13 protein-coding genes and 1 tRNA gene are annotated in these 12,284 nt (G+C 63.4%); 10 read left to right on the forward strand and 4 right to left on the reverse strand.

Annotated elements, in window-relative coordinates:
- Positions 1–14 precede the first annotated feature (14 nt).
- From BHE01S_RS14120 to BHE01S_RS14135, 4 genes are all read right to left on the reverse strand, one after another.
- Positions 15–812, reverse strand: coding sequence for a UDP-2,3-diacylglucosamine diphosphatase (locus tag BHE01S_RS14120; protein WP_042265033.1), 798 nt, complete (start codon positions 810–812; stop codon positions 15–17).
- A gap of 31 nt (positions 813–843) precedes the next feature.
- A complete protein-coding gene (locus BHE01S_RS14125) occupies positions 844–1,338 on the reverse strand; it encodes a peptidylprolyl isomerase (RefSeq protein WP_042265035.1) in 495 nt (164 codons plus the stop codon).
- A 160-nt stretch (positions 1,339–1,498) separates the two neighbouring features.
- A complete protein-coding gene (locus tag BHE01S_RS14130) occupies positions 1,499–2,083 on the reverse strand; it encodes a peptidylprolyl isomerase (protein ID WP_042265036.1) in 585 nt (194 codons plus the stop codon).
- 58 nt (positions 2,084–2,141) lie between these two features.
- Entirely contained in the window at positions 2,142–2,858 is a 717-nt protein-coding gene (locus BHE01S_RS14135; RefSeq protein ID WP_042265039.1) for a tetratricopeptide repeat protein, read from the reverse strand.
- A 275-nt stretch (positions 2,859–3,133) separates the two neighbouring features.
- Here BHE01S_RS14135 and cysS point away from each other — a divergent pair, with 275 nt between their 5' ends.
- From cysS to BHE01S_RS14175, 10 genes are all read left to right on the forward strand, one after another.
- Positions 3,134–4,531 (forward strand): cysteine--tRNA ligase, encoded by a 1,398-nt coding sequence (gene cysS / locus BHE01S_RS14140; protein WP_042265041.1) that lies wholly within the window; start codon positions 3,134–3,136, stop codon positions 4,529–4,531.
- 47 nt (positions 4,532–4,578) lie between these two features.
- On the forward strand, positions 4,579–5,463 hold the full coding sequence (locus BHE01S_RS14145) for a DNA-3-methyladenine glycosylase family protein (RefSeq protein ID WP_042265044.1): 885 nt from the start codon (positions 4,579–4,581) through the stop codon (positions 5,461–5,463).
- Between the two features lie 127 nt (positions 5,464–5,590).
- A complete protein-coding gene (locus tag BHE01S_RS14150; protein ID WP_028204107.1) occupies positions 5,591–6,562 on the forward strand; it encodes an acetyl-CoA carboxylase carboxyltransferase subunit alpha in 972 nt (323 codons plus the stop codon).
- Between the two features lie 41 nt (positions 6,563–6,603).
- Positions 6,604–8,034, forward strand: a complete 1,431-nt coding sequence (gene tilS / locus BHE01S_RS14155) for a tRNA lysidine(34) synthetase TilS (RefSeq protein WP_042265046.1) — start codon at positions 6,604–6,606, stop codon at positions 8,032–8,034.
- Between the two features lie 519 nt (positions 8,035–8,553).
- Positions 8,554–9,804 carry an aspartate kinase gene (locus BHE01S_RS14160; protein WP_042265048.1) on the forward strand — a complete coding sequence of 417 codons (1,251 nt, stop codon included), beginning with the start codon at positions 8,554–8,556 and terminating at the stop codon, positions 9,802–9,804.
- Between the two features lie 132 nt (positions 9,805–9,936).
- Positions 9,937–10,030: transfer RNA gene (locus tag BHE01S_RS14165), tRNA-Ser, on the forward strand.
- 173 nt (positions 10,031–10,203) lie between these two features.
- Positions 10,204–10,596: a hypothetical protein gene (locus BHE01S_RS36770; RefSeq protein ID WP_245639742.1), complete on the forward strand. Its 393-nt coding sequence runs from the start codon at positions 10,204–10,206 to the stop codon at positions 10,594–10,596.
- Between the two features lie 320 nt (positions 10,597–10,916).
- Positions 10,917–11,435 (forward strand): DUF3304 domain-containing protein, encoded by a 519-nt coding sequence (locus BHE01S_RS14170; RefSeq protein ID WP_084068863.1) that lies wholly within the window; start codon positions 10,917–10,919, stop codon positions 11,433–11,435.
- A gap of 21 nt (positions 11,436–11,456) precedes the next feature.
- The gene (locus BHE01S_RS39655; RefSeq protein ID WP_322787303.1) at positions 11,457–11,648 is read left to right on the forward strand and encodes a hypothetical protein; all 192 of its coding nucleotides are present in this window, start codon (positions 11,457–11,459) and stop codon (positions 11,646–11,648) included.
- The coding region (locus BHE01S_RS14175; RefSeq protein ID WP_322787304.1) for a T6SS phospholipase effector Tle1-like catalytic domain-containing protein at positions 11,629–12,284 on the forward strand (656 nt) is incomplete at its 3' end. The genes BHE01S_RS39655 and BHE01S_RS14175, both read left to right, overlap by 20 nt.

Consider the following 12,284-nt stretch of genomic DNA (forward strand, 5'->3'; position numbering starts at 1 on the left):
AGGAGCGGCGGACCTCAGTCCAGCGGCAAGACCCTGAAGCCTTCGGCATCCACGCGCAGATAGCCGCCGCGCGGCTTGCCGTGATCGAGATCCCAATCGGGCAGGACCCAACGCGTGCCGCCGGGCTCCTGGTGGCGCGCCGGCCGGTGCGTGTGGCCGTGCACGATCGTGTTCGCGCGCGCGCGCTTGAAGAGCGCCGTCACGCCTTTGGCCGTGACGTCGTACTTCGGCAGGCGCGGGCCGCTGCGCTTGGTATCGCTCGCGCGGCGCGCCCGCTCGGCAATCGCGCGCCGCCAGCGAAACGGCCACGCAAGAAACAGCAACTGCACGAGCCGGTTTCGCGCGAGCTTGCGAAAGAGCTGATAGCCGTGGTCGTCGGTGCACAACGCGTCGCCGTGTGCGAGTGCGAGGCGCGTGCCGAACGCGGTGATCGCGATGGGGTCGGGCAGCCAGATCGCGCCCGCGGCTTTCATGAAACGCTTGCCCATCAGAAAGTCGCGGTTGCCGTGCATGATGTAGAGCGCGATGCCGCGCTCGGACAGCGTATGCATCAGCGCAGCCATGCGCGCGGGGAACTCATCGGTGAGCATGTCGTCACCGATCCAGTATTCGAAGAGGTCGCCGAGTATGAACACCGAGTCGGCCTGATCGGCCGTGACCCGGATGAAGCGCTCGAACGCGGCGACCGTGCGTGGAATCCCTTCATTCAGATGCACATCGGAAATGAACAGGAACGGACGAGCCGCGTGCGGGCGCTTGCCCTCGCCGGGCACGCCCGCGGCAGCGTGTCGTAAAGCCTTTTCCTGCAGCATCGATGAAGGGGGTGCGTGAGTGGTATGAAGGTTATTCGATGACGACAGCCTTCTCGATCACGACGTCGTCGACCGGCACGTCCTGATGGAAGCCCTTCGAACCCGTCTTGACCTTCTTGATCTTGTCGACCACTTCGAGGCCTTCCACGACCTTGCCGAACACGGCGTAGCCCCAGCCTTGCGGCGTCGGCGACGAGTGGTTCAGGAAGTCGTTGTCGGCGACGTTGATGAAGAACTGTGCCGATGCCGAATGCGGGTCGTTGGTGCGCGCCATGGCGATCGAGCCGCGCTCGTTCTTCAGGCCGTTGTTCGCTTCGTTTTCGATCGGCGCTTCGGTCGGCTTTTGCTTCATGCCGGCGTCGAAGCCGCCGCCCTGGATCATGAACCCGTCGATGACGCGGTGAAACACCGTGCCGTCATAGTGGCCGCTCTTCACATAGTTGAGGAAGTTGGCGACCGTCTTCGGGGCCTTCTCGGCGTTCAGTTCGAGCTTGATGACGCCGTGGTTCGTGTGCAGTTCGACCATGATGGGATCCTTTGCCTGTGGCTGGGGGAATGAACGCCGCTGCATCGGCAAGAGGCGGGGCATGTTGCCCAACGCGTGTGCCGGCGCCGCGACGTGCGACGGGTGAGGGCGGCGCTGCCGCCCGGTTAGCCGATGATTGACCGGCGTGTTGGCGGCGGTTTTACTTGCCGACGACGCTCGCCGACTCGATCACGATTTCCTTTTGCGGCACGTCGGCCATCGGGCCGCGCGAGGTGGTGGGCGCCGCTTCGATCTTCTTCACGACGTCCATGCCCTGCGTCACCTTGCCGAACACGGCATAGCCGTTGCCGTCCGGGTTCGGATAGTCGAGGCCGGCGTTGTCGACCGTATTGATGAAGAACTGCGCGGTGGCCGAATTCGGGTCGCTCGTGCGCGCCATCGCGATCGTACCCGTGAGGTTCTTCAGCCCGTTCCTGCTTTCGAGTGCGATCGGCGCACGCGTGGGCTTTTCGACGAAGCTTTGCGTGTAGCCGCCGCCCTGGATCATGAAACCGCGGATCACGCGATGAAAGATCGTGCCATTGTATTGGCCGGCCTTCACGTACTGCAGGAAATTGTCGACGGTCTTGGGCGCCTTCTCCGGATAGAGCTCGACACGAATGTCGCCTTCACTGGTCTTGAAGAGCACTTGCGGATGCGCGGCGGCCGGCTGGCCGTTTTGCGCAAAGGCGGGTGCGTTCGCGATCAGGGCGGCGCTGCCGAGCGCCAACATCAACCATTTCATGAGTATCCTCGGAAGTGCGGGAAAAACGTGTCGCGGCGCGCACGCTGCGCGCCAGATGTTAGTTCGATGGCGCCACGAAAGGCGGCATCGCGAGCGAGCCCGTCGAGCCGCCGAACTGGTACGCGGGGTTCGTGAACGCGGGCACGACGGCCGTTGGGGTCGCTCCCGATGCGGCTTCTTGCGCTGCCGCTGCGGTGCTCGACTTCTTCGGCGCGGGCGGCGGCGAGATGATCTTCGCGATGTCGGCCTGGCGCTGCTGCGTGGTGCCGCTTGCGTGGCCGAGCGTTTGCGCGCGGCGGTACGACGCATCGGCCAGACGCAGGTACAGGTCGCCCAGGTTTTCCCACGCGAGTCCGTAAGACGGGTTCGCCTTCACCGCGGTTTCGAGCGCGACGCGCGCCTCGTCGTAGCGGCCATGCTTCGCGTAAAGCGCCGCGAGATTGTTGTAAGGCTCGGGCAGTTCGGGGTAGAGCTGCGTGAGTTCGGTGAACGCCTCGATCGCGTCGTCGTCGCGGTTCAGGCGCGCGAGAATGGTCGCGCGCTTGAACTTCGCCTGCACGTCGCGCGGGTTGCTCTTGATGCGTGCGTCGAGCTGGCTGAGCGCGCCAGCCCAGTCGTGCTGGCTGATCGCCGCGTCGGCACCTGGCGTGGCGTCTGACGTCGCGGGGGGCGCGGCATGCGCAATGCTCACGCTGCACAGCACGATCGCGACGCTCGAGAGAGCCGACGCGGCAAGGGTCGCAGCACGGGGCGCGCGGCCGCTGGAAGGTTTCATAGGGTGAGGTCGCGGTGTTATACTCCGAGCCATTCTAACAAAAGGTCTGTGCGTTTTCGTCGCGCGCTTTGTCCCTCGCCCGTTTCGTGTGCATGACGGGCGCTTGCGCGAGTCGCCGGGCTTTCCAACGCCACTCGTGGTCGTCTCCGCTGAGCATAGCAACCTGTTTGCAGTCCGGACGCCGACAGAAGCAGCCTGAACAATGCGGGCCACCACCCGCTTGCTGCGGTCGGCGCCGCCGCGGATTTCTTTCGACCCACGTATCCATCGTCTTTATGGAATCACTGCGCATCTACAACACGCTCGCGCGTGACAAGCAAAATTTCGTGCCACTCGAGCCCGGCGTCGTGCGTATGTACGTCTGCGGGATGACGGTGTACGACTATTGTCATGTCGGGCATGCGCGTGTGATGGTGGTGTTCGATATCGTGCAACGCTGGCTGCGCGCGCTCGGCTACAACGTGACCTACGTGCGCAACATTACCGATATCGACGACAAGATCATTCGCCGTGCGGTAGAAAACGGCGAGACGATCAAGCAGCTCACCGACCGTTTCATCGCGGCGCTGCACGAAGACGCGGACGCGCTCGGCATCGAGCGTCCCGATCATGAACCGCGCGCGACGCAGTATATCCCGCAGATGCTCGACATGATCGGCAAGCTCGAACGCAACGGCTATGCGTACCAGGGTGCGGATGGCGACGTGAACTACGCGGTGCGCAAGTTCGCGAACTATGGCGCGCTCTCGGGCAAGTCGATCGAAGACTTGCGCGCGGGCGAACGTGTGGCGACGAACGATGCCAAGCAGGATCCGCTTGACTTCGTGCTGTGGAAACGGGCAAAACCGCAAGAGCCGGCCGACACGAGCTGGGACTCGAAATATGGGCGCGGGCGTCCGGGCTGGCATATCGAATGCTCGGCCATGGGCTGCACGTTGCTCGGCGAGCACTTCGACATTCATGGCGGCGGTCAGGACCTGCAGTTTCCGCACCACGAGAACGAGATCGCACAGAGCGAAGGCGCGACCGGCAAGACGTTCGTCAATACATGGATGCATAACGGCTTCGTGAATATCGACAACGAGAAGATGTCGAAGTCGCTCGGCAACTTCTTCACGATCCGCGAAGTGCTGACGAAGTACGATGCTGAAGTGGTGCGCTTCTTCATGGCGCGCGCGCATTACCGCTCGCCGCTGAATTACAGCGACGTGCATCTCGACGACGCGCGCAACGCGCTCACACGTCTTTACACGGCGTTGAAGGACGTGACGCCGGACGCGGGCGAGCTTGACTGGAATGAACCGTACGCGCAGCGGTTTCGCGCGGCGATGAACGACGACTTCAACACGCCGGTGGCGATCGCCGTGCTGTTCGAACTCGCGAGCGAGGTGAACCGTACGCGCGACGTCATGCTCGCGCGTCAGTTGCGGCGCCTCGCACGTGTGATCGGGCTGCTCGTGCGCGAGCCGCGCGTGTTCCTGCAGCAGGCCGCGGGCGCACAGGATGCAGGCGCGCTCGACGTGGCGGCGATCGAAGCGAAGATCGCGGCGCGCACGGCGGCCAAGCAGGCGAAGCAGTATGCGGAGGCGGACCGGATTCGGGCCGAACTGCTCGAAGCCGGTGTCGCGCTCGAAGACAAACCGGGCGGGTTGACCGAGTGGCGCCGCGTGTAAGCGGGCTGTCCAGTTTCCACTGATCGATTCGCGAGGCAGGAGGCAGGATGGCAACGGCCACGAAGACGCAGACCAGGCGGTCTGCGTCGCTAACGGGCGGAACCGCGGGCGCACCCGCAGGTGCAAAGCGTGCGCTCAATGGAGCGGGCGGCAAGGTGGCGGCAAAGCCGGCTGCGAAGCCGGCGCGTGGGAAAACCAACGGCGTGTCCGGCTCGCACGAAGTGCTCGACGGCGCGGCAATCGAGGCCGTGCTCGCCAATGGTCCGGCGGCGCTCGAAGCCGTGGAGCCCGCGGCGAATGCGCTGGGCGATCTCGAATTCGAGGTGCAGCGTCCCGACTATTGGGACAAGGCCTGCGCGGACCTCGTCAAGCGCGACCGCATTCTCAAGAAGCTGATTCCGAAGTTCGGCCCGGTGCATTTGCTGAGCCGCGACGATCCGTTCGTCACGCTCGCGCGTTCGGTGGTCGGCCAGCAGATTTCGACCGCCGCGGCGCAGGCGCTCTGGCAGCGGGTGGAAGCCGCGTGCCCGAAGCTCGTGCCGCAGCAGTTCCTGAAACTCGGTCACGAAAAGCTGGCCGCGTGCGGCCTCTCGAAACGCAAAACGGAATACATTCTCGATCTCGCGCAGCATTTCGTTTCGGGCGCACTGCACGTCGGCAAGTGGACGTCGATGGACGATGAAGACGTGATCGCGGAGCTCACGGCGATTCGCGGCATCGGCCGCTGGACCGCCGAGATGTTCCTGATCTTCAATCTTGCGCGCCCGAATGTGCTGCCGCTCGACGATCTGGGCCTGATCCGCGCGATCAGCGTCAACTATTTCAGCGGCGAGCCGGTTACGCGCAGCGAAGCGCGCGAAGTCGCGGCCAACTGGGAGCCGTGGCGTACCGTCGCGACCTGGTATATGTGGCGCAGCCTCGAGCCGTCGTGAAGGCGGTGTCAGCCGCCAGTTACCAAGAAAAATCTATCGATCGAAGAAATCGATAGTTCCGAGCCGATTTCGGCGCGCTCTGGCGCGGTTAGAATACGCGCTGCCGCAAAGTGAAGGATTCCCACACATGAAGACCACGTTTCTGGATTTCGAACAGCCGATCGCTGAACTGGAAGCGAAGATCGAAGAACTGCGCTTCGTTCAGGACGATTCGGCCGTCGATATTTCGGAAGAAATCGAGCGGCTGTCGAAGAAGAGCCAGCAGCTCACGAAGGACCTCTATGCGAACCTGAGCCCGTGGCAGGTTTCGCAGATCGCGCGTCATCCGCAGCGTCCGTACACGCTCGATTACGTGCACGAGCTTTTTACCGATTTTCACGAACTCCATGGCGACCGCTCGTTCGCGGACGACCTTTCCGTCGTCGGCGGCCTCGCGCGCTTCAACGGCCAGGCCTGCATGGTGATCGGTCACCAGAAGGGCCGTGACACGAAGGAGCGCGCCGCGCGCAACTTCGGCATGCCGCGCCCGGAAGGCTATCGCAAGGCCGAACGCCTGATGCGCCTCGCCGAAAAATTCGGCCTGCCCATCTTCACGTTCGTCGACACGCCGGGTGCGTACCCGGGCATCGGCGCGGAAGAGCGCGGCCAGTCGGAAGCCATCGGCCGCAATCTCTACGTGATGGCCGAACTCAAGACGCCGATCATCACGACGATCATCGGCGAAGGCGGTTCGGGCGGCGCGCTTGCCGTGGCCGTGGCCGATACGGTCATGATGCTGCAGTTCTCGACCTATTCGGTGATCTCGCCGGAAGGCTGCGCGTCGATTCTCTGGAAGAGCGCCGCGAAGGCGCCCGAAGCCGCCGAAGCACTGGGCCTCACGGCGCACCGCCTCAAGGCGCTGGGCCTCATCGACAAGATCGTGAACGAGCCGCTCGGCGGCGCGCATCGCGACCCGAAGGGCATGGCCGCGCTGCTGCGCCGCGCGCTTGCCGACTCGCTGCGCCAGTTCCAGGGCATGAGCATCGCCGACCTGAAGCAGCGCCGTTTCGAGCGCCTGATGGCCTACGGCAAGTTCAAGGAAACGACGCCGGGCGCATAAGGCGCGCGACGTCAACGCTTCTCGACGTTTGCGGTCGTACTGTGACCGATCATCCCGAATCCGACGCCGGGCGCATCGTTCTCGATGCGCTCGGCGTTGTGCTTTCCACGCTTGCCAGCGACGCACGCATCGCGATCGCGTATAGCGGCGGGCTCGACTCGTCCGTGCTGCTGGACGCCGCGGTGCGGGTGGCCGGGGCGGCGCGTCTCGTCGCACTGCATGTGCATCACGGCCTGAGCCCGAACGCCGACGCATGGCTCGCCCATTGCGAGGCAACTGCGCGCGCTTATGGCGTGACGTTCGACGCGATGCGCGTGGAGTTGGCGCGCGACGACGCGGCCGGCATCGAGGCCGCCGCCCGCGATGCCCGCTACCGCGCGCTCGACGCGATGTGCGCGGCGCACGGCGTGCAGGTGCTCTGGCTCGCGCAGCATGCGGACGATCAGGCGGAAACGGTGCTGTTGCAGTTGCTTCGCGGCGCCGGGCTCGCGGGGCTGGCGGCGATGGCGCCGGCGCGCGCAAGCGCAAATGGCGTCGCGCGCATGCGGCCGCTGCTCGCGTTGTTGCGCACGCAACTGGAGCGGTATGCGCACGCGCAGGGCTTGCGCTGGATCGACGACGAATCGAACGACGACACGCGCTACGCACGCAACGCCTTGCGTCACGACGTGCTGCCGGCGCTCTCGGCCCATTTCCCCGGCTATCGCGATGCGCTCGCGCGCACGGCGGCGCATGCGGCTGCTTCGCAGCGTCTGCTCGACGATCTCGCGCGCATCGATTTGCGCGACGCTGGACGCGAGGGCGGCAACGCGCTTTCACACGCTGCGCTGCTCGCTCTCGACGATGCGCGCGCGCTCAACTTGCTGCGGTACTGGATGCGCTCGCTTGGCCTGCCGGCGGCATCCGCGGCGCGGCTTGCGGATATGCTGCGGCAGTTGCGCGAGGTGGTGCGCGACGACCCGAGCGCTCACGCATTGCGCGTCGATCATGCCGGACACCACTTGCGCGCGTATCGCGGCATCGTTTCGTGGGAAGCCGGGCGTGCGCGCGACGAACGCGCAGGCGAGGGCGCCGCTCATGCGCGCAAGCCGGTGTCGTTGATCTGGCGCGGACAGGAGGTCTGGCGCCTGCCGTCATGGCGCGGGACCTACGTTTTCGCACCTGCTGCCCCCGACGATGCCGACGCCGTTCCCGAGCGCGTGCTCGCGAGCGCGCCGCTCGTCGCGCGCGAGCGCAGCGGCGGCGAACGCTGGCGCGACGAAGCCGCGAACGTGAGCCGCACGCTCAAGAACCTGTTCCAGACGCGCGGCGTGCCTGCATGGGAGCGCGATGTGCCCCTGCTCTATGTGGGCGAGACCTTGCTGTTCGTGCCCCGTATCGGCGTGAGCCGGTCGGCGTTCGGCGCACTGGCTGGCGATCCCGGTGCGGCCTGGCGTCGCATCGAATGGCGCGAAGATTGGCTGATCGCCTGAAGCCGCGCCCGCAGTCAGCGCCCAGTTCGCCGATGGAAGGCGATCGTTGCCCCGCAAATCCTTGCCGCACAAGCGTTTATCGGCATCCGCAAGCTTGTCCCGTCTTGTAATTTTGGCGTCAATCGGGTAGTGTAAGTCGTTTGTCCAGCCCGCTTTTTCGCGTTCACGGACGCCGTCAAAAACGGCGGATGCACGAACGCCGTCAAAAACGGTATATACACGAACGCCGTTAAAAACGGCGTAAGCCGTGAAGGCGCGACTTCTCCTTCGAACCGCATCCGACGGTTGCAGGGACGTCGTAGCGGCATGCGGGCAGGGCGCGAGTGCAAGGCTCGGCGCGTATCGATACGCATCGGAAACGCATCGACGCGATGTGGATACGATGCGCAGGCCTTCGCGCCCCTGAGGCAAAACCCGCGCGTGCTGCACGCGCTGAAGCCGCCGCCGTGGCCCCAAGGCGTCCGGCCGGCCCGGTTCTTCAGTGCGCCAGCGCGGTAACATCTCCAGTTCAGAACGACAATGGCACTCATCGTACACAAATACGGCGGCACCTCGATGGGCTCGGTCGAGCGCATCAAGAACGTCGCGAAGCGCGTCGCCAAATGGCACAAGGCCGGCCACAAGATGGTCGTCGTGCCGTCGGCGATGTCCGGCGAAACCAATCGTCTGCTCGGCCTCGCGAAAGAAATTTCGCCGCAGCCCAGCCCCCGCGAGCTCGACATGATTGCGTCGACGGGTGAGCAGGTGAGCGTCGGTCTCCTCTCGATCGCCCTGCAGGAAGCGGGCGTCGACGCCATCAGCTACACCGGCTGGCAAGTGCCGGTCAAAACCGACAGCTCGTTCACCAAGGCCCGCATCAACGACATCGACGGCGAGCGCGTGCTGGCCGACCTCGACGACGGCAAGGTGGTCGTGATCACGGGCTTCCAGGGCATCGACCCGGAAGGCCACATCACCACGCTCGGACGGGGCGGCTCGGACACGTCGGCGGTGGCGGTCGCAGCGGCGCTGAAGGCCGACGAATGCCTGATCTATACGGACGTCGACGGCGTCTACACGACCGACCCGCGTGTGGTCGACGACGCACGCCGTCTCGACCGCATTACGTTCGAAGAGATGCTGGAAATGGCCAGCCTCGGCTCGAAAGTGCTGCAGATCCGCTCGGTGGAATTCGCGGGCAAGTATCAGGTGAAGACGCGTGTGCTCTCCAGCCTGACCGACCCGATGATGAACCTCGACGAGGAAATGTCCTCGGGCACCCTGATTACTTTTGAAGAAGACGAGACCATGGAAAAAGCAGTCATCTCGGGTATCGCGTTCCAGCGCGACGAGGCCCGCATCATCGTGATGGGCGTGCCCGACAAGCCCGGCATCGCGTATCAGATCCTCGGCCCGGTGGCGGACGCTAACATCGACGTCGACATGATCATCCAGAACCAGAGCGTGGACGGCAAAACCGACTTCACGTTTACGGTGCCGCGCGGCGACTACCAGCGCGCCATCGACGTCCTGAATAACCAGGTGAAGGGCCACGTGAGCGCGGAGAAGGTGCTCGGCGACGCGAAGGTGTCGAAGGTTTCGGTGGTCGGCGTGGGCATGCGCTCGCACGTGGGCGTGGCGAGCAAGATGTTCCGCACGCTCTCGGAAGAGGGCATCAACATCCAGATGATCTCGACCTCGGAAATCAAGATCTCGGTGCTGATCGACGAGAAGTACATGGAACTGGCGGTGCGCGCGCTGCACAAGGCGTTCGACCTCGAGCACGCGTAAATCGCGCGACGACCGCTGTGCGCTTGCAGAAAAAACTTTGCAAAAAAGCGTCGTATGAATTGACCGGAAGGCGCTAACCCGCTATCATTTTGGCTTCGTTGCGCTGCCTCCCTGGCGCGAACGAAGTTTTCGGGAGACGTGGCCGAGAGGTCGAAGGCACTCCCCTGCTAAGGGAGCATCTGGGCCAAAACCTGGATCGAGGGTTCGAATCCCTCCGTCTCCGCCAGAAATGGCGGTGGAAACCCCGCAAGTCTCGGCTTGCGGGGTTTTTCCATTTCTTGGCCATCAATTAGCATATTGGCAAGCAAAGAGCTGCGTCAAGACTGTTCTGGACGCCGCCAGCAAAAGTCGGCCTTGCCGGAATGTGCGCTATGGTCGGGCTTTGTTGGGGGAGCGCTTGTGCTCGCCGGTTTCCTTTGTCACCGGTACGCCAACCTTGCCATGTGCCCGGCCCCCGCTCGTCCTGAGCAAACGCAATCCCCTCTTTCTGATACTGACACCGCCAAGCGGCGCGAACGCGAAGCGCTCAAACAGCAACGCGCGGAGCTTGTTCGAGCGCTCGACGCTGCCGAACGATCCATAGAAGCCTTTCTGCCGGGTTCGCTACAAGAGCAGAAGGCGCGGAGGCGTGTAGCACGTCTGCAAAACGAACTGCGCCTGATGCGGGGCAAGCTCGGTCTTGCAGAGAAGCGTCAAGACCTTGGTGAACTATTGATCGTGATCTGCCGGGAGCGCTCTACGACGTCCGAATGGCAACACATCGTTGCCGAGGCGCGTCGGCGGCCTGAATGAGAGGCCCCGTCAATGACGGCTGGCACTCTGCCGGGCACAGCAGTTAATCCGGCCACGACAGCCAGGCGAATGGCCCGCCAGCGCCCGAAGATTCGCTCGATAGTACTTTCCAAAACTCAAGGAATCCTGAAGAGAGCGGAGTACTGGGGGTTGGAGATTTTGCGCCTTGACAATAAACGACAAATTTGCAGGCCAAATGCCATTGCCTTTTCCCGACCTCCCGGCTATCAAGGTGATCGCACTTAACTCGGATAATTGCAGCCCATTGCCGTTGCTATGGGCTACCTGCCAACAAAAAGGAAATCTGGACGATGCCCCGAATGCAGAAGGGCCTTTCAGCGCACTCTTTCATCGCTGCCCGTTCGCTGGCGGTGTCCCGGCGCACCGCTGCACTTGCAGCTGGTGCGGTGATCGCGCTGTCCGCTTGCGGACATACCTTGCCCAATGACCCCTTTGCCAGCGAAGGTCAGGCAATGGCGATGGTGCCGATCAACCATACCGACCGCTACGCGGTAAGCATCTTCGTGGACAAATACTGGGCCGGGGATGTTGACGATCACTCAGGCGGGGGCGCTGCTGCGTGTTGCTATCCGGGACTGAAGGACTGGAAACAGCCTGTGACGGTCAGGTGGACGTGGGGCAGGGAAGAAGACCCGAAGACGAGGGCTGTAACTATGCCGGACGAACCGCACACGCTTGTTACGCACTTTCCCTCTGGCGGTCCGCACAATGACCCGGATCCAAGAAAAGACGACGCCTACGTCTGCGTGATTCTGCGTGACCTAAACACGGTGGAACTCGCGTTTTCGCCGAATCGATCGGGTTGTGCCGACAAATAACCACAAAGGAATCGCGACATCATGACTGTACGCCAGGCTGATGAGCCCGTTACGGACAAGGGAATTCGCAGTGCTGCGATGTTCGGTGGGATGAAAAAAATGCAGGAATTGTCCTCCCCTGCCAACAAGGCAGGCCCTATCTCATTGCTTGATACCAAGTGCCGCCTGTATCCCAAGCTCTCGTTTTTCTTCGATGGCACGGGCCAATCTTGACATCGACGAGCCGTTACAGCGCCTCTCGAACGTTGCCAAGCTCTATCGCGCCGCAACCACCGATCAGAAAGGGAGAGGTGCCACGCCAACGTATATTCCGGGCGTGGGTACTCCGTTCAAGGTGCCCAAGCTCGTGGGTTATACCGACAAGCTATCGGACGACAAGGGCGGGGCACGGGGGCTGGGACTGGGCAGTGGCGGCGAGATGCGTATCCAGTTTGCGCTGGCCGAATTCTCGCGAATACTCGAACTCGACTGGAGTTCGGCTTCGTGGCGCTGCATGCAGTTCATCGATGTCTCGATCTTCGGCTTTTCGCGTGGTGCGACCGAGGCGCGGGCGTTTGTGCGGAGGTTGATCGAAAAAAAGTGCCAACGCACGGACAGCGGCCTGATCTGGCAGGCCTCGAATGGGGAGCGCACGCCGGTACGAATCAGATTCATGGGACTGTTCGACACAGTGGCGTCGGTTGGCGGTCCAACGCTGCATCTCGACTGGGGCAGAGAACTGTCGATACCGACCGAAGTCGAACGCTGTGTGCATTTCGTTTCGGCGCACGAGGTGCGCGAAGCGTTTCCGCTGGATTCGGTCCGCGTAGGCCGCGACTATCCTGCCAACTGCGAGGAGGTTGTTTATCC

It is taken from the genome of Paraburkholderia heleia NBRC 101817 (assembly GCF_000739775.1).
GTDB lineage: Bacteria > Pseudomonadota > Gammaproteobacteria > Burkholderiales > Burkholderiaceae > Paraburkholderia > Paraburkholderia heleia.

Coding starts and splice junctions, on each gene's coding strand:
- BHE01S_RS14170 (WP_084068863.1), top strand. CDS start 10,917: ATGCAGAAGGGCCTTTCAGCGCACTCTTTCATCGCTGCCCGTTCGCTG.
- BHE01S_RS14150 (WP_028204107.1), top strand. CDS start 5,591: ATGAAGACCACGTTTCTGGATTTCGAACAGCCGATCGCTGAACTGGAA.
- BHE01S_RS14125 (WP_042265035.1), bottom strand. CDS start 1,338: ATGGTCGAACTGCACACGAACCACGGCGTCATCAAGCTCGAACTGAAC.
- BHE01S_RS14120 (WP_042265033.1), bottom strand. CDS start 812: ATGCTGCAGGAAAAGGCTTTACGACACGCTGCCGCGGGCGTGCCCGGC.
- BHE01S_RS14130 (WP_042265036.1), bottom strand. CDS start 2,083: ATGAAATGGTTGATGTTGGCGCTCGGCAGCGCCGCCCTGATCGCGAAC.
- BHE01S_RS39655 (WP_322787303.1), top strand. CDS start 11,457: ATGACTGTACGCCAGGCTGATGAGCCCGTTACGGACAAGGGAATTCGC.
- BHE01S_RS14145 (WP_042265044.1), top strand. CDS start 4,579: ATGGCAACGGCCACGAAGACGCAGACCAGGCGGTCTGCGTCGCTAACG.
- cysS (WP_042265041.1), top strand. CDS start 3,134: ATGGAATCACTGCGCATCTACAACACGCTCGCGCGTGACAAGCAAAAT.
- BHE01S_RS14135 (WP_042265039.1), bottom strand. CDS start 2,858: ATGAAACCTTCCAGCGGCCGCGCGCCCCGTGCTGCGACCCTTGCCGCG.
- BHE01S_RS14160 (WP_042265048.1), top strand. CDS start 8,554: ATGGCACTCATCGTACACAAATACGGCGGCACCTCGATGGGCTCGGTC.